Source organism: Oscillibacter sp. MSJ-31, from assembly GCF_018918025.1.
Classification (GTDB): Bacteria; Bacillota; Clostridia; order Oscillospirales; family Oscillospiraceae; genus Hominicoprocola.
In genome coordinates, this window is sequence record NZ_JAHLPT010000001.1 from 366,556 (window position 1) to 388,875 (window position 22,320).

The following is a 22,320-nucleotide window of genomic DNA, read 5'->3' on the forward strand; positions in this document are numbered from 1 at the left end:
AATTTGAATTGCGGCAGCTTTTTTTGAAGTCAGATTTGTGTTTGCGTCGGAACGAATTCCAGCTTGAGCGCCATTCCCATGCCTGCGGCAAGACGCTTGAGCGTCCGCAGAGAGGGATTGGCCGTTCCGCTTTCCAGTCTGCTGATGTCAGCCTGCGTAATGCCGGTAATGTCGGAAAGCTGCTTTTGCGTCATACCGCTTTCCTCACGGCCTTCAACAATGGCGCGCATGATCTGACGTTCCGGTTCCTGTGCATCCCACTCCGTGCGGAACGCAGGGTCCTGCATTCTTTCGTTCAAAGTCTCACGAAAATTCTTCCCCATAAATCATGCCTCCTTTTTTTGATTAAAGTCTGCGCGATACCGCTTGGCACGTTCAATCTCGCGCGGCGGGGTTTTCATCGTCTTTTTTACAAAGCCATTTGTCAGGATCACTCTGCGTCCTACCACGAAAAAGTAAAGCACCCGGCTGATATCCGAACCTTGCTTTGCACGCACCTCAAAAATCCCGTCATCCAGAACCTTTGAGTACGGCTCACGCAAAGCTGGGCCTTTGCTTTCGAGCAGTTCCAAAGCGGCAAATATTTTTGCCTGCATTTTATTATCCTGCGAGAGAATGAATTCTTCAGCAGGTCTGCTGCCATCATCCTTCTCGTAGTATTCCACAGTGTAGCCCATACATTCACCACGCTTTCTCTGCAACTAATTATATGTGATAAAACACATATTGTCAACAGAAAGAGCGACGATCCGAAAGGAAACATCATGAGCAAATTTATTTATTTCACGCCGGAGGAAAAAGCACGTGCGCAGAACACGGATCTCGTGTCGTTGCTGCGCGCCCAGGGCGAACGGCCCGTGCGCTCCGGCCGGGAGTTCCGTACGCCCAATGATCCCAGCATCACCGTGCGGGGCAACAAATGGTTTGATCACTCCGCGCGCGTCGGCGGCTACGCCGTCAGCTTCGTCCAGCGCTATTACCGCCTCCCTTATCAGGAGGCGGTTTTGCTTTTGCTGGGCAGGAAAAATAACAAATCGTTTGAGCAGGCAAAGCCCGCAAAGGAGGCTCCGAAGCCCTTCGCTCTGCCGGAACCTTACGGAACCATGCGACGTATGTATGCTTACCTCATGCGTCAGCGCCACATTGACCGCGAGGTTATTTCCGCCTTCGTACATGAAAAGCTGCTCTACGAGGACAGGCATCACAACTGTGTTTTCGTGGGGCTGGATGACAGCGGTGAGGCCAAGCACGCGCACATCCGCAGTACCAACAGCGAGGGACGGGTGTTCCGCATGAACATTGAGGGCAGCGCAAGTGAGCACTGCTTCCACAAAAACGGGACCGACAAGTCCCTCTATGTGTTCGAGGCTCCTATCGACCTTCTGTCCCACATTACCCTCTATCCATACGGCTGGCAGGAGCACAGCTACGTTGCCTGCTGCGGAACTTCCATCCAGCCGGTGCTGGAACGGCTGCGGCAGAATCCGAAGCTGGACATGGTGTATCTGTGCCTCGACAACGATGACGCGGGCAATGACGCCTGCGACCGTATGACGGATACGCTGGAGGACATGGGCTTGGATGTGGAGCGGCTCTGCCCGGTGCGCAAGGATGCGTTAACTGCTAGTTTAGTCACGCATTTCGCGTGCTGTCATCAGTATAAGGGCTATTGGTGCTCTTGTCCGTTAGGGTGGAGCTATTTTACCGTGATGCCGGGGCTAAACCTCCGTGCAGGTGGTGCTCACGCTTCGGAATTTACAGTAGCCACCTTTTGTAAAGATTCTGCCTGTCGGATAAGCGGATGGAATGTTTATAAATACAACAACATTCTTGTGAACGAGATAAAGAATGTTAATTTTGCAATCTTCACTTGCAATGCTCTGGCATTCATAGTAGAATGATTTTGTTGAATTTGTATAAAGGGGTACTCCGTTATGAAAGTCAGTTACAGAAAACTCTGGATTTTATGTGCAGAGAGAGAAATGAGTAAGGCGGAACTCCGGAAACGGGCGGGCCTTTCATCTGCAACATTCACCAAGCTGCGGAAGAATCAGGAAGTAACACTTTCTGTCATTTTGAAGATAGCAGATGTTTTGAACTGTAATGCCGGTGATATGATGGATTTTGTAAAGGATGATGAATATGCTGGAATTGAGGAAGTTGGTGTGGAAGAAGTTTGGTAGAGAGGTGTTCTAACTGTGACCTTGAGGGTTATGTGTGATAGCTTTGAAACTGCTCCGCTAATTGATACATATCTGAAGATTGCGAATGGAGAATTAACGAGGACGGACGCAGTTGGGAAGCTTTCAAAGCAACTTCGAAAGCGGGCTAGGGTACGAAAGCACACAAGGAGAAGTTGAAATGATTGTAAGCGCTTTCCAAATGATATTTGGTACAGAATCAATAGGAGTCGATAAATGAGCCTCTTAGATTTATTTAAGCAACCACAGCCTCCTGCGGTACAAACAATTCTCCCTAATGTTGCAGTTCATGAAATTATGAATGGACGCCTTCCAATCCTGAATACGGATAAGCTCTTCCTAAAATCCGGAGAGACTTGCCATTACATCGATAAGGCAATCTATGAAAAGAAGACCACGCGAAAGCGTTATGTCCGGCGAAACTCTGGATACTCTACACCAGGACTTTTCAAAGGAACACGAGTCATCCTCGGTGGAGGTACGACCGATCAGGTGGACAATGTTACCTATCAGACACTGCGAGGGGTTCTGTATATCACAAATCGCAGAATCATCTTTCAAGGTGAGCAAGAGGGGTTTGATCTAAAAGTTGATGACCTTATTGCGATTACCCCTTACAGCAACTGTGTAGAGCTTCAGACAAGCAAAGCGCATTATAAGATTTTTGTTCCCAATGGTAATGTGGCACATACTGTTTTGCGGTTAATACGATAAGGAGGAATAAACGTGGATGGGCAATTAAAGACAGGAACTTCTCTGACAGCAGAAAGTTCCAACAAATATAAAGTTATTTCTCTACTTGGAGCAGGTGGGCAGGGTGAGGTCTACGATGTGGAGTGCGGAGGAAAACACTTTGCGCTTAAGTGGTACTTCAAGCACATGGCGACAAAATCGCAAAAAGAGATCTTAGATAACTTAATCACCAAAGGCGCACCGAATGCTTCATTTCTTTGGCCACAGGATCTGATTTTCAACGGATACGGAGAACCCTTTGGATATATTATGCCGTTGCGCCCAAAGAATTTTAAAAGCATCGTTGACATGATGAAGCGCCGCGCAGAGCCATCGTTCCAATCGCTTTGCAAAGCAGCCTATAACTTGACAAATGGCTATCAGAAACTGCACGCAATGGGATACAGCTACCGGGATATTTCATTTGGCAATATGTTTTTTGACCCGGATACAGGAGATGTGCTAATCTGCGACAATGACAATGTATCCGCTAACGGGATTGACAATAGCTCCGTGTATGGCACGCCGCGCTTCATGGCACCGGAGATCATTGTAGGGCAGGCAAAGCCGTCTCGTAACACTGACCTCTATTCGTTAGCGGTATTGCTGTTCTATATGTTCATGATGGGGCATCCATTGGAGGGAAAACTTGAAGCCGAGATTAAGTGTATGGACATTCACGCCATGAACAAGCTTTATGGTAAAAATCCGATTTTTATCTATGATCCGAATGATAAGAGCAACCGTCCGGTTAAGGGGTATCAAGATAATGTTATTATCTACTGGGATTTGTATCCGCAGGTTATCCGTGACCTTTTTACAAAGTCTTTTACAGTTGGCTTGACTGCGCCCAACAAGCGTGTAACTGAAAAAGAGTGGCTTGAGGCATTTGCCAATCTGCTCTCTGGAATTGTCCTTTGCCCAAAGTGTGGCGCGGAGGTGTTTTCTGATGTACACAAGCATGAAAATGGTGTGGCGCAGACCTGCTGGAACTGCAAGAGTGCAGTTTCCATGCCGGCAACGCTGGTTGTCGGCAAAAGTCGAGTCCTACTGCAGAAAGATGCAAAACTCTATGCGCATCACATCTATGGTGACTTTGATATGAACACCGTCGTTGGCACTGTTGTCCAAAATCCAAAGAATCCAAATCTATGGGGCATCCGTAATGAAAGTTCAGAGAACTGGACATATATTAAGCCGGACGGGATTCAAATTCCAGTCGCAATTGGCAAGAGTGCAGCCATTGCAAAAAATGTCCGCATTGACTTCGGTCAGATGACTGGAGAGTTCAAATAATTATTGATGATATTACATAGGAGGTAATCAAGATGGCAGAAGCATTGAAGCGTCCCGGTGGCGAATTGGCAAGCAGACCGCTTCATTTCTTTTGGGTGGTTGACTGCTCTGGCTCTATGTATGGCGAGAAAATCGGCACGGTCAATCACGCAATACAGTCTACCATTCCTGAGATGCTGGATGCGGCAAAAGATAATCCTAACGCACAGCTCCTAGTGAGAACGCTGAGGTTCTCCACAGGAGCAACTTGGGTAACGCCGAACCCTGTGAGCATTGAAGATTTTGCATGGGATGATTTGGACGCTAGTGGCGTCACCGATCTTGGCAAGGCGTTTGAGATGTTGGCAGCTCAGCTCACCATTCCTCCAATGACTGACCGAGCTCTCCCACCCGTCATTGTATTGCTCTCTGATGGACAGCCGACAGATGACTATAAGAAATCTCTGGACAAGCTACTGCACCTGCCTTGGGGCAAGAAAGCAGTACGTATTGCAATTTCTATTGGTCAGGATGCGGATGACGATGTGCTCCAGCAGTTTACGGGCAACCGCGAACTTGTCTTGCAGGCTAATAATCCACAGGCGCTCGTTAAGATGATCAAGTGGGCATCTACAGCTGCCTCTCTGGTTTCTGCTCCGGCAAGTAGGCCAAAAGAAATGAATATTATTCCCGCTGGGAATAATACGCCCAGTGCAACGAACGCGCCTTTAGTGCTGGATATGAACAATATTCCTGATCCGGGTTCAATTGGAGCAAATGATGTTTGGTAATCAGAGGTTTCTCTGGGAGAGGATAATTGCATTATGAAACGAATTGTATTCGGGGAAAGTGTGCAGGGAGCCTCTCACAAACGAGTAGATAAGGAGTGTCAGGACAGCTTTAAGAAGATTGAATTTGATGACGGAACAGTTATCATGGCAATCGCGGACGGACACGGCAGCAAATCCTGCCCGTACAGCAAATCTGGCTCCAGTATCGCAGTCAATGTTTTCTGCAAGGTCATGGATGAGTTTCATACAAGTTATGCAGAGAATCTTGAAATGCTTTTGACCTACTTGAACCGTGAGGGCGACACCAAGGTCGCACAGGCTGTTGACGCAGAGTGGAAGCGGCGCGTCTTAAAAGCACACACGAATCACAAACGTGAAGTTCCGTTTACCGAAGACGGCGAAAAGAACAAAGTGGAGATTTACAAGCAATACGGATCAACGCTCGTTGGCCTGATGATTACACCGATCTTCATTTTTGCATTCCAACTTGGTGATGGCGATATTAGCTTCGTTGATAATAACGGGTTTGACCATCCGTTGGAGGATGAGAAGATTCTCGGTGTTGAGACTCACTCACTCAGTAAAATTGACTCATGGAAAAAAGTTGTATCTGCCGTTCGACGTCGAGATGAATCCGAAGGTCTGCCGTATATGCTGATGCTCTCTACAGACGGCTTTGCAAATAGCTACAAGAATGCAGACGAGTTTCAGAAAACCTGTGTGGACTATTTCGGCATGATTAGGCAATATGGCGCAGAGGCGGTAGCTGTGAACTTGAAAGACTGGCTTTCTGAAACAAGTGCTATGGGCTGTGGAGATGATATTACAGTCCTGATTGCTTATTATTCGGATGATTCCAAGCTTGAAAACGAGGCTGACGCCAATGGATGATTCAATGAAGCTGTTGTGCTAATAGCAAAGTGTGGTGAATGGCACAAAATGTATGGAATGCGTATGGAGAAGACTGGGCGCGACCGCTAGCTTACAGCATGGACATTTCCTATTTAAGAGTCCGCTGCAAAGCGAGAGGGGGATGAAAAAGTTCGGGTTCGAGGTGACATTTCATTTTCGGACTGGCTGCCCATACTGTGGTGAGCGCGGAATTTCCTTGTGCTCCTGCGGGCATCTGAGTTGCACCATTTTGAGGAATAACATTTTCACATGTTAGTGGTGTGGAGTACAAGGTCAAATTTGCGATTTTACAGATATAGAACCTATTATAGCAGGTACAGATTAATAATGATTGGAGAATTATCATGGAACTTGATGCTTTGTATGAGCTGCGCAAACTGGTAGATACAACCCTTGATATTTGTGATACCATAGAAAAAACAGGCCTTTGGACACTATCTGGAAAAATTCGGATGCGACATATGCTCCAGGTTGATTTATACCGTTTCTGTCATTATCTTGCTGCATCAGATGGGCGCATTACGGTTAAAGAGTCCGCATTCATTAATACGGTGATAGGAATAAATACAGACATTAATGAAATGCTCTCCTTCATCAAAAAGGAAAATATTTACTCTACAGAGTTTGAATCGACTGTTCCCTTGATTATTAGAGGTGCTGTTGAAGCAGAACGGAGAATAAAAAAACTGGGTGCCGCAGATGGTGGAGAAACATCATCTCTATTTGCTAATTGTTTTGCTGCTGTTGGAAAGGCTTTTGTCTCCTGCGATGATATTGATGAGCAAGAAATCGAGGATTATAAGATATATATGACCACAATCAATAACTTTATTAAGGAATCAGAACTCGATGATATTACTCGTGAACTGTTTGACTAGTCAAGCGGGGCGGTTGTCACTGTAATTGTGGAACATGTGCTTTGAAGTAGTTGCAGGCGAGAAATACAGCAACTCCCTTGAATAGGCTGCAGTATAATTCTGACACAGCACACTAGGAGATTATTATGTTCACTGAAGACTTCGCCCATGCATTAGAATTATATCCCCACGTTCTCAGCAGCAAAAAACAAGTTTCTGCTTTACTGCGAGATATGTTTCCAACGCAAGTACTTCAAGTAAGCTTGCTGTCTGCTGCTTATGATATTGGCATTGTTCGGGGAATACAAGATGCGCATGATATTGACAAATCATTTGCGTATAGGTTTGAGAAACGTTTGGTCGAAGAATGTGGGCTCAGCTTTGAAAATGCTTCGTGGGCAGTGGAAACTTGGTGCAAGGGATACGGCCTTCAAGTATTGAGAAAACCTTGCGGTATTTCTGATGAAGAAGAATCTCCGCAAAGAGCCGTCCAGCCAAATCATGTTAGAGGCCAAGTCGCCTCTACCAAGATGAATACCGCTACGGTAAATCTGACTGCCAGTCAGGAACGTGCTGTAACCACAAACTCAAAACGCTGCGTTGTTGTTGCTGGGCCTGGTTCAGGAAAGACCAGAGTTCTTACAGAGAGGATTGCCTATTTGATTGAAACGCAGGGGGTTGCTCCCGAAAAAATACTAGCGATAACCTTTACAAATAAGGCTGCAGGCGAAATGCGAAAGCGAATCTATGATAGGCTCGCTACTCGAACAACTTCTGTAGATGTTAGAACCTTTCACTCTTTTGGACTGGGGTTATTGAGAGAATGCAATGAGTACACAGGACTGAGCCCCAATTTTGAAATTGCCAGTTCGTCCACCGTAGACAGAATCCTTACGAAAACTTTAAGTCATCATGGACAATCAATAATTGGGCAGAAAAACCTTTATCGGAAAGCTATATCAAATCTCAAGAATGGCATTAAAGTAGCATCACTGCCTGAAATAGGCAAAGTGTTTGCGGATTATAACCGGGAGCTTAGAAAGGAAGACCTAATTGATCTTGATGACATGGTTTACCTTCCTGTGCAACTACTATCAAAAAATGAGGACGTATCCAATTGGGTAAAATCAAAGTATCAACATATTTTAGTAGATGAGTTTCAGGATGTAAATGAAATGCAGGCGCAGATTTTTCCTTACATTATCGGAGTTGATACATCATTCTTTTTTGTTGGTGATGATGACCAATGTATCTATGAATGGCGAGGTGCACGCCCAAAGCTATTGAAGCGATATGCCAACGACAATAGGTCAGACACGATTTACCTAGAGGACAATTTCCGTTCGCAAAAAGGCATTGTCTCTATTTCTGATTTATTTATCGCTCACAATTCAGACAGAATTCCGAAACGAATGAACGCGAAAAAACATTCTGCTATTACTGGTTCTGAGATCAAAGCAGTGACCTCATTCAATCGCTTTTCTTCAGACTTTTTTGAAGCTGCATTTATTGCGGATGAAATAAGCAGAATTATAGAAGCTGGCAAGCTACGTTACGATGATATCGCAATACTCCTGCGGAGCAATAAGATGCAGGGTGAGGCTATTCGAAATGCACTTTCGAATGCAGAGATTCCATATTCCAGCACTTTGAGCGGGGATCGGTTGTATGATGATTTTCTAACTGTTTTGCGTACAGTTAAGGATTTTAATAAAAAAGGCAATCTTTCGAAAGCAATTAACTTCCCAACGCGGGTAATGGACGGAATTCTATACAACGAATTAAAAGAACAATTTGACTTGGGCGAGATATCCTCTCTAGAGGGGCTCCGATTCTTGGCCAATTGTCCGTATGATTTTGAAATGGCGAGCACCTTTAAAGCAAGATATAAACTACTCTCTGAATTGAGCCCGAATAGTTCCTCAATGAAACCGAGCGAAATTATTGCGAAGTTGCTGGAATACTACCAAAGCGAGGATAATGTGCCTGCAGATGGCATTAGCAAAATTCAAAAAGCGCTCCACATTCTCGAAGTAGCGGTTGAATTCGAAAACGTCTCTGATGACGTGCCAAAGCTGGATTTGTTTCTAGACTATATCTATACCGCGTTACAAAGCGAAAACAATGTAAGCATTGAGAAGGGCGCAGTTAATATTATCACTTGCCATAAGGCGAAGGGTCTTGAATTTCCGATTGTGTTTATCCCGGGAGTTCAGGTTGGCATCTTCCCCAATGATTACTTTATTACTACAGCCGATAAACTTGAAGAAGAGAGACGACTATTTTATGTGAGTATGACGCGCGCAATGGAGCGACTCTATATTACAAGTTTTGATGACCCATTAAAGGGGTCTGATCGTTCAGAAGCTATTCGAGAGGGATTTATCGCTGAAGTTCCTGAAGTGGTTCAATAGAATTGTTGAGCTATCATTTTCTTACATTCTATGGAGGAAGCCTAATGTTATCTTTCTATACTAAAGTTGCTGGAGTAACATTCAATAACACAGGAGAGAATACTGAAAACAGGCAAAGAATAATTCGGGATTTAAATAATAAAGGGCTGTTAAATCCAGGGCAGCCGCTTCAGCTTTCTCTTGATCCCAACAATCCGTATGACCAGAATGCGGTAAGAGTAATTGGCCCAGATAATCGACAGCTCGGATTTTTGCCTAAAGACATAGCGAAGACTGTTTCTCCTGCCATGCGTAGTGGGAAACAGTACTCCGCTTGCGTTTCTGCAGTTACGGGAGGGGATATAGATTGTGCCTACGGAATTAACATTCGAATTACGGAAAGAAGTACCAAGGAAGCACATTCCCAAACAACGCATAGTGCAGATGATGCTCCAGAGAGATCTTCACACGACGCAGATTTAAACATGCAGCTCGGTTTTTCCTCTCTGCTACTCGACAAGTGGCTTCGTTCTGGCTCGAGAATCTGGAACGCTAAGAAGGATGCACCATACCCGTCTCTCATAGAAATTGATGGTACAGTCTGGACGGGGGAAGATCTATCAAATTTATGTATCTCATCAAAGAGAAACGGTCTTTATTCCAATTCGATAGGGGGCTATATGCATCTGTTCCATGCAGCTATTAATGAGTCAGGAAAAATTCCAGTCTTTCTTGTGAGAGGCTTCTTTAAGACGCTAATTGCCGCAAACGCATTTTGGAGTGCTTTTAGTTTGGCTTCCGCCGTCTATGCTGATTTGCAGGAAGCAGACATAGATGATGTGGATTTATCAGAGCATTTTGCGTTTTCTACATATTGGGAGGAACTTCTCAATCTATCCATAGATGTGATAGATAATGGAGCATATGCCTCTATTGAACGATACTGTGCGAAATATTCCGATAATCCTAATTACTGTTTAGTCCGAAGTCAGCAAGATATTTACGAGGATATTTCTAGAATACGCGAGACTATTCGAGATGTATATGATCGATGAAGGGAAGGTATTTACATGTACAAGATTGTTTACGATGTCGAGTATATTGATCCCTGTGGAAGACGCGGACACGTCCCCGATTATTTTTTGGGCTTCAAAACGTCTGATCCATCAGGAGATCGAATGGTTGAGAAACTACTGATGGGCCGGATGTCGATTGAAAGTAAGTGTCCCGGTATTAAGATTCTATCAATAAAAGTAGTATCTGAAGGTTATTTATAAGAATTGATTTAGATTCTCAAGGTGTTATAATAATTTAAAATACTTTGACATTTTCGGAATGAGCTGTGTAAACGTCAAAGCTGACGACGGCTAGACACGCACTGGACAGTTTTATACTGTAATGGTGATAAGTATAATTTTTTTGTGAAAAATACATTTAGGGGGTATTTTTTGATGATCAACATAGAAGAAATAAATCGCTCACTTCGTGAGGTATTTCGTGGATTTAGCGTGGTTAATCAACAACATAACGAGGGAATCCAAGAGAATTTTGGTGGGACTACTTGGTTTCCTATTACGAGTTTCTATCTTGAACCAGACGAGGCCTTTCGTTTTAGCCACGCAAAATTTCCCTATTCTGTAGAAATTGCAAGTGGTGTTATTCATCGTGAATCTGCTGGAACACTGAGATCTATTCAGATAAGAATCCCTATTTCTTGTGTTGAAGACTCTTCATATGATGAAAAATTTGTTCAGGCCTGCTGCGAGGCCTGCGATGAATCGTTTGAACGGCTTCATGGTCAAATACAAAGTGGGTATGACATAAAACTATACTCTGGATTGGTTATGGTTTTTTATAACATTAACGAGCAGGCATTTCTGGACTATGATGCACCCACTAGGAAAGAATGCATCTCCTTCTTTTTGAAAAATTTGTCTGCTGCTTTGTTTTACATAAGAAGCAGCCTGAACGCCAAAGGTTATGGCAAAATGTTCTAGCACGATCGTTTCCTGCTGATAATGAATTGACCTGTGAATACGACGAGCTATCTGAAAATAATCTGCTTAACCAGATTCTCAAAACGACGGTCATGCTTTTACTGCATCACGCAAGAGTAGATCAAGCGTACAAAAGCGATTTAAAGATGGAAATGTTGTTCTTCTCGAATGTTGATACAATCGATCCCTCTACGATCCGCTGGTCAGCCATTCGGTTTCAACGGAACAACAATACTTATCGTATGCTCATCAGTCTGTGCCAGCCGATTCTCGAAGGAATACTGTTGCCCATCATCGACGAGCAGCGTATGAACCGGCTGTATGAGAAATTCACGCTGGAGTATTACGCCAAGGAGTGCCCACAGGTAACGGCAACGGCATCTCAAATTCCGTGGCGTTGGACGATGAAATTGTCACCATGCTTCCGGTCGTGCAAAGCAATATTATGCTGACCAGAGGCAATGAGGTTCTGATTATTGATGCCAAGTACTATACACACACCACGCAGACCTAATGCGTCGTTCACACGATCCATTCCGGCAATCTATATCAAATCTTTACTTAGCTTGAACACCATTATCCGCTCGCAACGGGAATCGGCAAGCTGGAGTTCCATGATTCTTAATGACGAGGTCTCCGCCAACGCAATCCTGAAGCGTGCAACCAAACACTACACCGTGGTGATTAAACCCTTAACGACTGCCTAAAACTGGACTGCCGTTAGCGGCGCTCAGCTACCGTTGGGAACTGCACCAGCTGCCGCTGGGCGCCGCAGAATGCACTAACACCTTTACTCGGTACAGTCTGGTCAAAGCAATTTTGAATCAGACTCACAAAACACCGTAAAAACGGCAATGTATATCAAAGGCTCATCGGACATTTGTCTGATGAGCCTTTAACTTTATTGTTTTGTAAATGCTGTGTCTGTCTCTGCAAAAAAATCACTCAATGTGACTCCCAGCGCAACGCAGATCCGCTCAATCGTGGGAACCCCCAACTGACTTCCGCGCATCTCAGCATTCTTCAAGGTTGAATATGATACATCACACAACTGAGATAGCTTGAAAAGAGAGAGGTTGCGCTCATCGGCCAACTCCATCACCCTTGCTATCGTATCCATATAATCCCCGCCTTTCTACATCCTATCCCGCCATCAATTCTAAAGGAAATGCAGTTCAATACTCTGTACTCAAAGAACTCGACCTACGACTTGAAACCGTGAATCGGGCATGATCACCTTGGGCGCGTATGCTTGATTATAGGACAGCATCACAGGCTGCATGTGCAGGCAACCATAGCTATCGGTGAATGCATCCTTTTGTTGTTCACTTGGCTCCTGCTCACTGTATACCTTCAAGTAGCCATCGCCATCATAGACAAAGATGCCGACCTCTCCAACAGCCAAGGTCTCGCACTCCTCGACCCAGACGATCTGACCGTCATGATAAACAGGTTCCATACTATCACCGGAAACCCGTACACCAAAATCAGCACCCTTTGGAACTGACTTCTCGGGAAAGCTAACCATCTCAAAGTTGTCCTCATCGAGGAATTCGCCGGTACCAGCGGATACCGCAAGATTACTCACAGGCATCTCTATGTACTTGAGAATGCTGACCACCTTTGGCTGCGGCTTATACTTCCCCGACGCAATCAGGTCATCCTTGTACTCCCTGACTTTTGCCAAGCCTGCATCATTGAGTGCCGGTGTATGACTGCTGCAAAAATAAGAAACATCCACATCCAGATCAAGCGCATGACAGACAGCCACCAGCTGATAGGCGTTTGGTAAAGCACTGCCCTTTGCCCACTTATTGATGCCGCTGGGGGACATCGTTACCCCATACTGCCGCAAAAGTGCGCTGAAATCGACGAGGCTGAGGCCAGCCTTGCGGCGTGCTTCATCAATGCGGGCCCCAATAACATTTTCTTGACGCTCTGTCTCTGCATTATAGTTTGCGTGATTCGTTATCGGGAGAGAAAGAATTTTAGCTTTGCTCTTACTCATAATAGCAACCGCCTTTTCTGTTTATGGCTTCAGTATATAGTGGAAAAGACTCGCTGTCAATAGAAAATTGACTATTACTCTACAAATGCGACATTGACATAGATAAATAATCTGCTTATCATAAAAGCACACGAGCAAGATAAGAGGTGAAAACACATGGATAACGAGCGTGTCATTCTGCACAGCGACATGAACTCCTTCTACGCATCCGTTGAAATGATGCTTAACCCAGAGCTCAAAGGAAAGCCTGTCGCGGTGTGCGGATCAACCGAAGAACGTCATGGTATTGTCTTGGCCAAATCAGACTTGGCCAAGAAAGCCGGAGTGAAAACGGGCATGGTGAATTGGGAAGCTCGGCAGCTTTGCCCAGGACTGGTCGTTGTGCCGCCCCAGTACGATCAGTACCTCAAGTATTCTAAGCTGGCCCGTCAAATTTACCACCGATATACGGATCTTGTTGAACCGTATGGCATGGATGAGTGCTGGCTTGATGTGACCGGTTCTGGTGTCTGCGGAACGGGCATGGAGATCGCCGAGGCAATCCGGCGGACAACAAAAGAGGAGCTTGGCCTGACGGTCAGCATCGGTGTGTCATTCAACAAGATTTTTGCCAAACTCGGGTCAGACATGCGAAAGCCGGATGCAATCACCGAAATCAAACGGGACAACTTCAAAGAAAAAATCTGGCCTCTTGATGCTGCAGAGCTGCTGTATGTGGGCAAAGCCACAGAAAATAAGCTGGCTCAATACGGAATCCACACCATCGGGGATTTGGCAAAGACTTCTCCGGATACACTGCGGCATATGCTGGGGATCAATGGTCACTTTGTATTCGGTACCGAAAACAAGTATCTTCTGGCTCTTAGAGATGTTTTGAAAGAAGCGGTCAATGACCAATACGACTACATCGATTGGTGGCTGTATGAAGCAGCCGATGACTTTGAGGTATGGGAAACGGATTGCACCATGAAGTATTGTCTGAAAGAGCCTGAAGCGCTGTATGATTTTATAACCGGTACGCTAAAGCCTGTCCCTGTATCTTCCGGAGAAAGCACATCACAGCAGGAATAAGGGGATGTCAAAATGAAAAGACTGCCGCCACTATCCGAAATGGAACGCATCGAGCAAACACTGCTCGTCGAAAAACTGGATGAAATTCTGGAACGCATTGACAACGAGGACATCGGCTTCGTAATAACAGAAAACGGTCTACCAGATATGGTCCTTATACCATTCCGCTGGTTTGCCGAGAACTTTCCGGATGAAGTGCCTGACGGCCTATGAAGAGCCGATTTCAAATCGAGACAGATTCTACCGCTGAGGAGCCGAGAAAAGATGGATGAGAAGTTTAACAGAATACCCGTTAGCGTCATCCATCTTGACAAGGATGGCACAGTCACAGATGTGGAGGATTACAACCTCGATAAAGTCGAACCTGACTTGTGGGCGCTCAAAGGTCTGGCTGCAGCACTGCTCCCTGTCATTCGCGAGTTCTATACGCGCGAAGAAAATGTTCAAGCATTTGAGGCGTGGCTGAAAGATTGGGAAAGTAATCCTCAAGAACACGGCAAGCGAAAATGATCACAAAGGCGGGAATCGGAAATGTGAGGCTGTATCTATTTTGGTCACTCTTAAAAATCCCTCGATTCTTCTCTATCACGGGAAATTGTTAGAAAAAAATATGGCTGAAACAGCCCAAAGCCGCTTCAGCTCTGGATTTTTCCTATTTTCAGCATGCATCTAAATTGGTCACGCATCACAGCAAGAGGTCTGAAACCAAAGGGTTTCAGACCTCTTTTCTCGTTTCTGACCCTTTATTTGACCCTTTAACCGTTTTTGGTCTTTCCATAGACAGTGCCCCGCATATAGGCTTCCATGCGGTTTGCACTGTCTTGTTTCATTTTTTCAGAGACATGGCCATACACATCCAGCGTAAATGCTGCCGTTGCATGGCCAAGATTTGACTGCACGGTCTTCACATCATCACCGTTCTGAAGGCAGAGCACTGCATAGGTATGGCGCAAGCTATGGACATTCGCCTTCTCCGCACCGATTTGCCTTGCGATCTTTTTGAAATGTGCGTACACCGTCTGCGGGCAGTAGTGGTCACCAAACTCTGTCGTAAAGACAAACCACGTTTTCTGCTCCTCTACAGAATTCCATCCATGCCATGCTGGGCCAGCTTTCATACGCCGCTCCACCTGCTCCCTCTTCTGCTCTTTCAGCATAGTCATCAGCATCGGCGGCGGAGTCAGCAGACGCTCTTTGTCATTCTTAAGGGACGCCAACGTATAACCACCTGCTTCCTTGGTACGCTTTAACATCTGATGATAGACACGGATCGTACCTCGGTCAAAATCAATACAGTCCCACGTCAACCCAATTGCTTCTGACTCTCTGACGCCGCTGAAAAGAATGAATTTCAAAATGGCACGATAGCTGTCCTGCTCGACTAACATGGAAAACTGCTTTATTTGCTCGTCGGTCAAGGTCTGAATATCTTTCTGGACCTTCCGTGGGAGAGTAGTTAGCTGCGCTGGATTTAAGCGAATCATTTCATTCCACACTGCTTGATTCAGTGCTTTGCTGAGGACGCCATGCACATTGCGGATGGTTTTTGCTGACAGCGGTTTTTCACCATCTTCTCCTCGATAAAGTCGGTTATACAGTGTTTGGATCATGTGTGGCTTCAGGTCAGACAATCGGTATTTGCCCATGTACGGAATGATGTGATATTTACAGGCGATTTTGTAATTCCGTATTGTACCGTATTTTTTATCGCCCATGTATTCGTCCAGCCAGATATTAAGCCATTGTTCGAGCGTTGTTTTATCCTGTGGGATATACGTTCCGCTGTCGATCTCCGCGGTGATCGCGGTGAGCTTCTGCCTTGCCTCCCTCTGCGTTTTGCCGTAGACGGATTTTTGAATCTGCTTTCCTGTCCCGGGATCAATGCCGAGGGTATAGCGCGCCTCCCAGCGCCCATCAGGACGCTGACGGATCGTGCCGCCGCCCTTGGCTCCTTTTGTTTTTCGCGTTGCCAATGAAACCTCCTGTTCTTCTGAAATCATAAAACGGCCAGTCAGTCCGTTGTTTTATCGTTGTTTGTCACTGTCGAGCCACGCGACAAAATCCTTGAGAGACAGCTTGCCCGCTACGCAGGCGTCACGCTTTTCCCGCGCCGTCTTCGACCATGCGGTGAACTCTGCCTTGGTCATCGTTCCGTATCGCACACGGGCATTGTGGGCCTTATAAGAGCGCGTAAACTCCCTTGTGGCGGGGTTCTTCATCTGCCTGCTCTGATACTGCACCACCGCTCCCATCTGGCGGCAGGTTTTTTCCGAGCCTTCCATCAGCCGCGTGCAGTAGTCCTGCGTGATGTTGCCGGTCACAACAAAGTACCTGCCGCAGTTTTTGCACTTATGGATCGCCAGCGGCAGGCGGAGACAGTACGCTTTCAAGTAGCTATAGAGGTCTCGCACGGTGTTGGGATAGAGCACCTCGCGCAGCGCTGTCCTAATCCCGCGCTCGCGCAGCATCTCCACACTGTAATGGTAGGCGCTGTCATACGCTGGACTATCCAGCACGACCTCCTCGGTGGCAAGCTCGCCGTACCTCATATCGTCGAAATGGAGCAATGCGTCATAGTGCGCCTCGCGGTAACGCTCTGCCGTGGAGTAGTCCGGCTGATAGCGGTCATCCAGGCATCGTTCGATCAGTGCCTTTGCATCACGGACGATGGCTTCAAAATCGTTGGCGAATGAAAGGACAATCGCTGCGTCAGCATCCTGACCGTGTGCGTATGCGGATTCCAGCTTGCTCAGCTCCTTTACAAGCGGCCCAAAAAACGGATGCACTTCGCAAAGCGGCATCGACAGCTCCAACAGCTTCCTCCATGTGGCCTCGTTCTTCTCTACTCGTACCAGCTTGTTGATCTCGGACAATACGCAATAGGCATCATAGAAGTCCGTATCGTAAAGGTCGATGAGACATTGGCCAAGGTCCTGCGTCAGCTCCAGGTAGGTCATGCGGCTGCCTAATGTTCTGTCATACAGTGCAAAGTGTTCTTTTCGCTCCGGCGTGATGTAATATCGGAACTCCATGTGTTCGGGAAAGACCATAGCTGCCCTCCTGTTAGATATATCAAAATAGATGAAGAAAATTATCTATTGACTTTTCCGCACCAACATTATACAATCAAACCATAGTAGTTACATTGTGCATTATAATCTTTATAGTCCATAATGTCAACTAAAATTTTCAAAGGAGGACACACATGAACAACAACTATGAAAATCTGCCCGCGGTGCTGAATGCCAATCAGCTCGCGGCAGCGTTGGGGATTTCCCGCGCAGGAGCGTATCAGCTCCTCAACACGGGGACATTTCCCACGCTGCGCATCGGCAAGCGGTTGCTTGTGCCGAAGGACAAGCTCATTGACTGGATCGAGCAGAATACGGGAGGTGGGAATGGCAACTGAAAAAGAAACGACTGCCCCGATTCCATCTGTTGCACCAGATGGGGAGCAGCCGTCCGCGCTTGCACGCACAAACAGTATAACAGACATTGAAGATCCGCACAAGCGGTTTGGGAAAATTCAGGCCATGACCATGCCGGAGCTGATGGAAACACGCTTTCGCGTCCGCCCGGCGGTCATCGACGGACTGTTGCCGGCGGGGACATACCTCCTCGCCGGCGCACCGAAGATCGGCAAGTCCTTTCTCGTCTTGCAGATGGCCTATCAGGTGAGCATGGGAGCGCCCTTCCTCGGCTTTTCTTCCCGGAAAGGTACGGTTTTGTATCTTGCCTTAGAAGATACCTACGAGCGATTGCAGAAGCGTCTAGCGCAGATGACGGAGCAGGACAGCGAGCACCTGATCCTCTCCGTTTTCTCTGAAACGCTGGACGAAGGCTTGACGGAACGGCTGAGCGACTTTTGGAGCGAGCGCGCGGACACGGTGCTTATTGTCATTGACACCTTGCAGCGGGTGCGCGGCCATACACCGGACAACGGCAGCTATGCCGCCGATTATGACACGCTGGCAAGGCTGAAGGAATTCTCCGACACCTTCGGCGTCACCGTGCTGGTCGTTCATCACACGCGCAAGGAGGGCGCGGAGGACGTGTTTAACACCATCTCCGGCACGAATGGCTTGATGGGCGCGGCAGACGGCGCACTGATTCTATACAAAGACAAGCGCACCGCTTCGGATGCTGTTTTAGAGGCGGTAGGACGCGACCAGCAACAGCTTCGATTGCACATCTCTTTTGATGCCGCACATTTGAACTGGAAGTTGATTGAGGTGGAAACGGGACGGCTCAAGGAACCGCCGAACCCGCTGGTCGAGCTTGTTTCTCGGCTGGTGAATGGAGAAAATCCATCGTGGAACGGCACGGCGACAGAGCTTGCGCGGAGTCTTTCCAAGATGGACAGCAGCCAAAGCTTTACGCCGAACTGGATCGTGCGGACGCTGAATGTTCAGCAGGAAAATTTGCTGCGCGAGTATGGCGTCCGCTACGTTTCACACCGCACGAAAGAGGGCAAAGCGCTTTCGCTGCGGTGGGACGGTGTACGGTAATGTACGGTATGTACGGTAAAATGGGGAGCGGGGTTTCCCCTCAAAATACCGTACATTATCGGACATACCGTACACCGATAAGGTCATTTTCCGTGCCGTGAGGCGGCGGGAAATGACCGCTTGAGGGAGTCCAGAGGGAACGGCTGGCACACGGACTTTGGTACAAAGTCTAGTGTGTTATACCCATCACGACGGGGGACGGGAGAAATCACGAACTGGCCGCGGCCAGTCCGTGATTTTGACCGGACCGAAAAAGAAGAACGTGAGGTGTCGGTATCGACACCTCACGGGCGCACTTTTTCAGGAAGTCGTGATGGGGATTCTCCGCTCCCTCGTCTCTAAAATACGACAAGGGAGGAACAGCAATGGCTTATGCCATTTTACGATTTGCCAAACATAAGGGTGGCGCGTCCAAGGCGCTGAGCGCCCACCACGAGAGGACAAAAGAGATTTACGCCAGCAATCCGGACATTGACAAAAACCGTACCATGCAGAACTACCACATAGTCACGCCGCGCTGGAGCTACGAGCAGGAGATCCGACACCGCATCAGGACGGCAGGCTGCCGCGTGCGAAAAGACAGCGTGAAATTCGTGGATACGCTGGTAACGGTCAGCCCCGAGTTTGCAAAGGCGCATGATGCGGAAATGCCGGAATACTTCAACCGAGCATTTGAGTTTTTGAAAGAGCGTATAGGCGAAGAAAACATCATTTCCGCCGTGGTACACATGGACGAAAAAACGCCGCATTTGCACCTGTGCTTTGTACCGCTGACAAAGGACAAGCGGCTGTCTGCAAAAGAAATTCTCGGCAACAAGAAAAGTATGATCCGCTGGCAGGACGACTTTTACGCCTGTATGTCGGAGCGGTGGCCGGAGCTGGAGCGCGGCGCGCCTGCCGTGGAGACCAAGCGCAAGCACCTGACGCCGCAATGGTACAAGAAAGTCACGGCGATGGACGCCAAATTGGAAAGGCTGGAAGCAGCCTTGAACGGCATCAATGTACTGAACGCGGGCAAGAAGCGCGAAGAGGCCGTAGAAACCTTCAAGCAGCTCTTGCCGGAGGTGGAGTCTTTCCAGGCAGAGATTCAGCGGATGCAGCAGGCCGTGTCGCAGTCACTTACCATGCAGCGATGCAGCGCCGAGGAAAATGAAGCGCTCAGGGACGAGTTGACTGCCGAGCGCCGCAAAAGCGCCGAGCAGCGCGCGAAGCTTGCGGTGCTGGAAGAGCGTTATAAGCGGGCGGAGAAGCTGCTGAGTAAAGTGCCGTCAGACTTTTTGGAGAACAATCTACAGACAAGCCTTCAGAAAGCAGAACGATAATGCTGTCAGATGCTTTCTTGTGCGATGCGGATGAACGCCTCAATGACGCTCCATTGATACGAGCGCTTGAGAAAGCCGAAGCGGATGGGGTAGGATGCGCCGTTTTCAAAATGCAGGAGATACAGATGCTTGATCTGTTCCTCATCCAGCGCCGTATGGACAAGGTTTTCCGGACTGAAGCACGCGCCGATGCCCTGCTCGCACAGCTCCAGCAGGGTTTCGATGTTCTCCGAGGTCGCCTTGACGATGGGTTTTACGCCGGAGCGCCGCAGAAGCTCGCGCCCGATGCGTCCGCCAATGTCCGCGGCATGGCCGAGGACAAAGGGACAGTCGCGCAGGCTGCTCAGATCGCCCGCGCGCAGCGCCGCCTCGTGCGCGGCGAGGTCGAGGCCGCAGCGGTCGACCAGTGCGTCGGACAGGCAGAGAACGATGTGCTCATCATAGAAGTCTCGCAGCTCGACCTCCTGCGGCACCTTGGAAAAATCGGCAATGGCAAGGTCAATATCGCCGTCCGTCAATAATTTTTGCAGCGCATCGTTGGAATCCTCGACCAATGTGATCTCGACGTTCGGATATTCCCGCTGGAATGCGGCGATCAGGCGCGGCATGACGGTGCGCCCGCGTGTGAACGCGACGCCGACGCGCAACTCCCCCTTTTGATTTTTCGAAATGTCGCAGAACTCCTGCTGCATGGCGTGCTGTGTGCGGCGTAGCTCCTCCGCGTAGCGGAGAAAGGTCTGCCCCGCAAAGGTCAGCTCCAGCGGAATACGCCGCACAACGAGCGGACAGTTCAGTTCCCGCTCCAGATTGGCAATGTGCGACGAGAGCGACTGCTGCGTGATGTGCAGGAGCTCGGCGGCGCGGGTGAAGCTCCGCTCCCGCGCAAGCACGGAGAAGTATTCCAGCGAATCGAAGTTCATAACGCGGCCTCCTTACAGTTTTTTCCTGTATCTTATACCGATTCAAGCAGTTTTACAAGAGCTGGAATTTGCGGTATGCTATCCATAGTCCAAGCAGCGCCTGACGATATCGGAGCGGCGGTCTCCTTTTCGCGGCTCCGGCTTCCACACACAGGCGCGCCTTGGAGCGGATATTGCTTTTCAGCCGAAGCGTTGAGGGGACTTGCGCGATCGTCCCCTGTTTCACGCTCCGGCTGAAGGGTGCGTTTTACGAAGGAGGGGCACTTGCGGTATGAGTATTCTGGAGCTTGGCAGTTTGCAGCTCACGCTGTTTGCGATGATGCTGACCGGTGCGCTGCTAAAGAAAAAGGGCGTCATCGACGAGAACGGCAAGAAATGCCTTTCCGACCTGTGCATCAGCATCGTCATCCCCTGCAACATTTTCAAATCCTGTCTCATCGACTTCAACGCGGACATTCTCAGAGCCTGCGCCGCGCTGCTTGCGAGCGCGATGGTGATGCAGCTTTTCTGTCTGGCGCTGAACAAATTCCTCTATAACCATTATCCGGCGCAGCAGAAGAAAGTGCTGCAATACTGCACCATCGTGCCGATGAGCGGCTTTCTCGGCAATCCCATCGCCGAGGGCATCTACAGCGAGGTCGGCGTGCTCTACACCTCCATCTTTCTCATTCCCATGCGCATCGTGATGTGGTCGGTCGGCACGACGTACTTCGTCGCGGGAGAGACGGTGGACAAGCGCAAGGTCGTCAAAAACGTGCTGACGCACCCCTGTCTGGTCGCCATCTATTTAGGACTGCTCTGCATGATTACGCAGGTGCGGCTGCCGTCCGTCGTGCTCAACACGGTGAAGTACATCGGCAGCTGCAACTCCGCGCTGACCATGTTCATTGTCGGCACCATTCTGGTGGACGTGCCGCTCAAAAGCATCTGCAACCGCGACACGGCGGCGTTCAGCGTTCTGCGGCTCGTGCTCCTGCCCGCGGTGGCGCTGGGCGTCGGGATGCTGCTGCGCCTTGAGCCGACGGCGCTCGGCGTGAGCGTGCTGATGACCGGCATGCCCGCGGGCGCGACCGCCGCCATCTTCGCGGCGAAGTACGGCAGTGACGCGCCGTTTGCCACGCGCTGTGTGGTGTTCACGACGCTACTTTCCATGCTGACGCTGCCGCTGTGGGCGTACATCATTGGGTGATAGCGGAAACATAGTGTTTAGCTGAAAACCTGCTAAAAAGTCAAGTCCTAATTCAAAGAAAAGTTATCGGCAGAAAAAGAGCATAGCAAAACAGAGGCGGCAAAGTGGATCGCCTGGCCGCCTCAAATAAAGTATTGGAGATCT

General features: G+C 48.3%; 25 protein-coding genes. 18 read left to right on the forward strand and 7 right to left on the reverse strand.

Features of this window, described 5'->3' with window-relative positions:
* Nucleotides 1–29 precede the first annotated feature (29 nt).
* Together KQI17_RS01655 and KQI17_RS01660 are read right to left on the reverse strand one after the other, a co-directional pair.
* A complete protein-coding gene (locus tag KQI17_RS01655; RefSeq protein WP_118603959.1) occupies nt 30–323 on the reverse strand; it encodes a helix-turn-helix domain-containing protein in 294 nt (97 codons plus the stop codon).
* A 3-nt stretch (nt 324–326) separates the two neighbouring features.
* Nucleotides 327–677 (reverse strand): type II toxin-antitoxin system RelE/ParE family toxin, encoded by a 351-nt coding sequence (locus KQI17_RS01660; RefSeq protein WP_118603962.1) that lies wholly within the window; start codon nt 675–677, stop codon nt 327–329.
* Between the two features lie 87 nt (nt 678–764).
* Between KQI17_RS01660 and KQI17_RS01665 the strand changes: the two genes are divergently transcribed.
* The 11 genes from KQI17_RS01665 (at nt 765) to KQI17_RS13495 (ending at nt 11,610) form a co-directional block, all read left to right on the forward strand.
* Nucleotides 765–1,901 (forward strand): DUF3991 and toprim domain-containing protein, encoded by a 1,137-nt coding sequence (locus KQI17_RS01665; protein ID WP_216494500.1) that lies wholly within the window; start codon nt 765–767, stop codon nt 1,899–1,901.
* Nucleotides 1,902–1,934: 33 nt separating this feature from the next.
* Entirely contained in the window at nt 1,935–2,183 is a 249-nt protein-coding gene (locus KQI17_RS01670; RefSeq protein ID WP_216494501.1) for a helix-turn-helix transcriptional regulator, read from the forward strand.
* Nucleotides 2,184–2,417: 234 nt separating this feature from the next.
* Nucleotides 2,418–2,915, forward strand: coding sequence for a hypothetical protein (locus KQI17_RS01675; protein ID WP_216494503.1), 498 nt, complete (start codon nt 2,418–2,420; stop codon nt 2,913–2,915).
* A gap of 12 nt (nt 2,916–2,927) precedes the next feature.
* Nucleotides 2,928–4,229, forward strand: a complete 1,302-nt coding sequence (locus tag KQI17_RS01680) for a protein kinase (protein ID WP_216494505.1) — start codon at nt 2,928–2,930, stop codon at nt 4,227–4,229.
* A 32-nt stretch (nt 4,230–4,261) separates the two neighbouring features.
* A complete protein-coding gene (locus tag KQI17_RS01685; protein ID WP_216494507.1) occupies nt 4,262–4,999 on the forward strand; it encodes a VWA domain-containing protein in 738 nt (245 codons plus the stop codon).
* 33 nt (nt 5,000–5,032) lie between these two features.
* Nucleotides 5,033–5,890, forward strand: coding sequence for a protein phosphatase 2C domain-containing protein (locus KQI17_RS01690; RefSeq protein WP_216494509.1), 858 nt, complete (start codon nt 5,033–5,035; stop codon nt 5,888–5,890).
* A gap of 365 nt (nt 5,891–6,255) precedes the next feature.
* A complete protein-coding gene (locus KQI17_RS01695; RefSeq protein ID WP_216494510.1) occupies nt 6,256–6,789 on the forward strand; it encodes a hypothetical protein in 534 nt (177 codons plus the stop codon).
* Between the two features lie 125 nt (nt 6,790–6,914).
* Nucleotides 6,915–9,182, forward strand: a complete 2,268-nt coding sequence (locus tag KQI17_RS01700) for an ATP-dependent helicase (protein ID WP_216494512.1) — start codon at nt 6,915–6,917, stop codon at nt 9,180–9,182.
* Between the two features lie 44 nt (nt 9,183–9,226).
* The gene (locus KQI17_RS01705; RefSeq protein ID WP_216494514.1) at nt 9,227–10,216 is read left to right on the forward strand and encodes an HIRAN domain-containing protein; all 990 of its coding nucleotides are present in this window, start codon (nt 9,227–9,229) and stop codon (nt 10,214–10,216) included.
* Nucleotides 10,217–10,612: 396 nt separating this feature from the next.
* Entirely contained in the window at nt 10,613–11,158 is a 546-nt protein-coding gene (locus tag KQI17_RS01710) for a hypothetical protein (protein ID WP_216494515.1), read from the forward strand.
* A 26-nt stretch (nt 11,159–11,184) separates the two neighbouring features.
* Nucleotides 11,185–11,610, forward strand: a complete 426-nt coding sequence (locus KQI17_RS13495; RefSeq protein ID WP_253285618.1) for a hypothetical protein — start codon at nt 11,185–11,187, stop codon at nt 11,608–11,610.
* A 449-nt stretch (nt 11,611–12,059) separates the two neighbouring features.
* On the opposite strand, the gene KQI17_RS01720 is transcribed toward KQI17_RS13495, so the two are convergent.
* On the reverse strand, nt 12,060–12,278 hold the full coding sequence (locus KQI17_RS01720) for a helix-turn-helix domain-containing protein (RefSeq protein WP_216494516.1): 219 nt from the start codon (nt 12,276–12,278) through the stop codon (nt 12,060–12,062).
* A 69-nt stretch (nt 12,279–12,347) separates the two neighbouring features.
* Nucleotides 12,348–13,166, reverse strand: a complete 819-nt coding sequence (locus KQI17_RS01725) for an XRE family transcriptional regulator (RefSeq protein ID WP_216494518.1) — start codon at nt 13,164–13,166, stop codon at nt 12,348–12,350.
* 156 nt (nt 13,167–13,322) lie between these two features.
* Here KQI17_RS01725 and KQI17_RS01730 point away from each other — a divergent pair, with 156 nt between their 5' ends.
* The 3 genes from KQI17_RS01730 to KQI17_RS01740 are packed head-to-tail and all read left to right on the forward strand — an operon-like array spanning nt 13,323 to nt 14,747.
* Complete coding sequence (locus tag KQI17_RS01730; RefSeq protein WP_216494519.1) at nt 13,323–14,237, forward strand: DNA polymerase IV; 915 nt, start codon at nt 13,323–13,325, stop codon at nt 14,235–14,237.
* A 12-nt stretch (nt 14,238–14,249) separates the two neighbouring features.
* Entirely contained in the window at nt 14,250–14,450 is a 201-nt protein-coding gene (locus KQI17_RS01735) for a hypothetical protein (protein WP_215687779.1), read from the forward strand.
* A gap of 51 nt (nt 14,451–14,501) precedes the next feature.
* Nucleotides 14,502–14,747: a hypothetical protein gene (locus KQI17_RS01740; RefSeq protein ID WP_216494520.1), complete on the forward strand. Its 246-nt coding sequence runs from the start codon at nt 14,502–14,504 to the stop codon at nt 14,745–14,747.
* Between the two features lie 245 nt (nt 14,748–14,992).
* Here KQI17_RS01740 and KQI17_RS01745 read toward each other — a convergent pair whose 3' ends face one another.
* Both KQI17_RS01745 and KQI17_RS01750 read right to left on the reverse strand, forming a co-directional pair.
* On the reverse strand, nt 14,993–16,237 hold the full coding sequence (locus tag KQI17_RS01745) for a tyrosine-type recombinase/integrase (RefSeq protein ID WP_216494522.1): 1,245 nt from the start codon (nt 16,235–16,237) through the stop codon (nt 14,993–14,995).
* Between the two features lie 24 nt (nt 16,238–16,261).
* The gene (locus tag KQI17_RS01750) at nt 16,262–17,287 is read right to left on the reverse strand and encodes a DUF6076 domain-containing protein (RefSeq protein ID WP_216494523.1); all 1,026 of its coding nucleotides are present in this window, start codon (nt 17,285–17,287) and stop codon (nt 16,262–16,264) included.
* A 155-nt stretch (nt 17,288–17,442) separates the two neighbouring features.
* Between KQI17_RS01750 and KQI17_RS01755 the strand changes: the two genes are divergently transcribed.
* The 3 genes from KQI17_RS01755 (at nt 17,443) to mobV (ending at nt 20,067) form a co-directional block, all read left to right on the forward strand.
* Nucleotides 17,443–17,646, forward strand: coding sequence for a helix-turn-helix domain-containing protein (locus tag KQI17_RS01755; RefSeq protein WP_216494525.1), 204 nt, complete (start codon nt 17,443–17,445; stop codon nt 17,644–17,646).
* Complete coding sequence (locus KQI17_RS01760) at nt 17,636–18,745, forward strand: AAA family ATPase (RefSeq protein WP_216494526.1); 1,110 nt, start codon at nt 17,636–17,638, stop codon at nt 18,743–18,745. The genes KQI17_RS01755 and KQI17_RS01760 overlap by 11 nt, the downstream gene beginning before the upstream one ends.
* 365 nt (nt 18,746–19,110) lie before the next feature.
* Nucleotides 19,111–20,067, forward strand: coding sequence for a MobV family relaxase (gene mobV / locus KQI17_RS01765; RefSeq protein ID WP_216494527.1), 957 nt, complete (start codon nt 19,111–19,113; stop codon nt 20,065–20,067).
* Between the two features lie 5 nt (nt 20,068–20,072).
* Here mobV and KQI17_RS01770 read toward each other — a convergent pair whose 3' ends face one another.
* Nucleotides 20,073–20,987 (reverse strand): LysR family transcriptional regulator, encoded by a 915-nt coding sequence (locus KQI17_RS01770; RefSeq protein ID WP_216494528.1) that lies wholly within the window; start codon nt 20,985–20,987, stop codon nt 20,073–20,075.
* 271 nt (nt 20,988–21,258) lie between these two features.
* On the opposite strand from KQI17_RS01770, the gene KQI17_RS01775 reads away from it, so the two are divergent.
* Complete coding sequence (locus tag KQI17_RS01775) at nt 21,259–22,176, forward strand: AEC family transporter (protein ID WP_216494529.1); 918 nt, start codon at nt 21,259–21,261, stop codon at nt 22,174–22,176.
* Nucleotides 22,177–22,320: the final 144 nt, after the last annotated feature.

Bases quoted from the DNA above. Each gene is read 5' to 3' on its own strand.
- KQI17_RS01695 (WP_216494510.1), top strand. From the start codon at position 6,256: ATGGAACTTGATGCTTTGTATGAGCTGCGCAAACTGGTAGATACAACC.
- KQI17_RS01735 (WP_215687779.1), top strand. From the start codon at position 14,250: ATGAAAAGACTGCCGCCACTATCCGAAATGGAACGCATCGAGCAAACA.
- KQI17_RS01730 (WP_216494519.1), top strand. From the start codon at position 13,323: ATGGATAACGAGCGTGTCATTCTGCACAGCGACATGAACTCCTTCTAC.
- KQI17_RS01705 (WP_216494514.1), top strand. From the start codon at position 9,227: ATGTTATCTTTCTATACTAAAGTTGCTGGAGTAACATTCAATAACACA.
- KQI17_RS01725 (WP_216494518.1), bottom strand. From the start codon at position 13,166: ATGAGTAAGAGCAAAGCTAAAATTCTTTCTCTCCCGATAACGAATCAC.
- KQI17_RS01755 (WP_216494525.1), top strand. From the start codon at position 17,443: ATGAACAACAACTATGAAAATCTGCCCGCGGTGCTGAATGCCAATCAG.
- KQI17_RS01685 (WP_216494507.1), top strand. From the start codon at position 4,262: ATGGCAGAAGCATTGAAGCGTCCCGGTGGCGAATTGGCAAGCAGACCG.
- KQI17_RS01710 (WP_216494515.1), top strand. From the start codon at position 10,613: ATGATCAACATAGAAGAAATAAATCGCTCACTTCGTGAGGTATTTCGT.
- KQI17_RS01745 (WP_216494522.1), bottom strand. From the start codon at position 16,237: ATGATTTCAGAAGAACAGGAGGTTTCATTGGCAACGCGAAAAACAAAA.
- KQI17_RS01700 (WP_216494512.1), top strand. From the start codon at position 6,915: ATGTTCACTGAAGACTTCGCCCATGCATTAGAATTATATCCCCACGTT.
- KQI17_RS01740 (WP_216494520.1), top strand. From the start codon at position 14,502: ATGGATGAGAAGTTTAACAGAATACCCGTTAGCGTCATCCATCTTGAC.
- KQI17_RS01655 (WP_118603959.1), bottom strand. From the start codon at position 323: ATGGGGAAGAATTTTCGTGAGACTTTGAACGAAAGAATGCAGGACCCT.
- KQI17_RS01750 (WP_216494523.1), bottom strand. From the start codon at position 17,287: ATGGTCTTTCCCGAACACATGGAGTTCCGATATTACATCACGCCGGAG.
- KQI17_RS01770 (WP_216494528.1), bottom strand. From the start codon at position 20,987: ATGAACTTCGATTCGCTGGAATACTTCTCCGTGCTTGCGCGGGAGCGG.
- KQI17_RS01720 (WP_216494516.1), bottom strand. From the start codon at position 12,278: ATGGATACGATAGCAAGGGTGATGGAGTTGGCCGATGAGCGCAACCTC.
- mobV (WP_216494527.1), top strand. From the start codon at position 19,111: ATGGCTTATGCCATTTTACGATTTGCCAAACATAAGGGTGGCGCGTCC.
- KQI17_RS01660 (WP_118603962.1), bottom strand. From the start codon at position 677: ATGGGCTACACTGTGGAATACTACGAGAAGGATGATGGCAGCAGACCT.
- KQI17_RS01690 (WP_216494509.1), top strand. From the start codon at position 5,033: ATGAAACGAATTGTATTCGGGGAAAGTGTGCAGGGAGCCTCTCACAAA.
- KQI17_RS01775 (WP_216494529.1), top strand. From the start codon at position 21,259: ATGAGTATTCTGGAGCTTGGCAGTTTGCAGCTCACGCTGTTTGCGATG.
- KQI17_RS01670 (WP_216494501.1), top strand. From the start codon at position 1,935: ATGAAAGTCAGTTACAGAAAACTCTGGATTTTATGTGCAGAGAGAGAA.
- KQI17_RS01760 (WP_216494526.1), top strand. From the start codon at position 17,636: ATGGCAACTGAAAAAGAAACGACTGCCCCGATTCCATCTGTTGCACCA.
- KQI17_RS01665 (WP_216494500.1), top strand. From the start codon at position 765: ATGAGCAAATTTATTTATTTCACGCCGGAGGAAAAAGCACGTGCGCAG.
- KQI17_RS01675 (WP_216494503.1), top strand. From the start codon at position 2,418: ATGAGCCTCTTAGATTTATTTAAGCAACCACAGCCTCCTGCGGTACAA.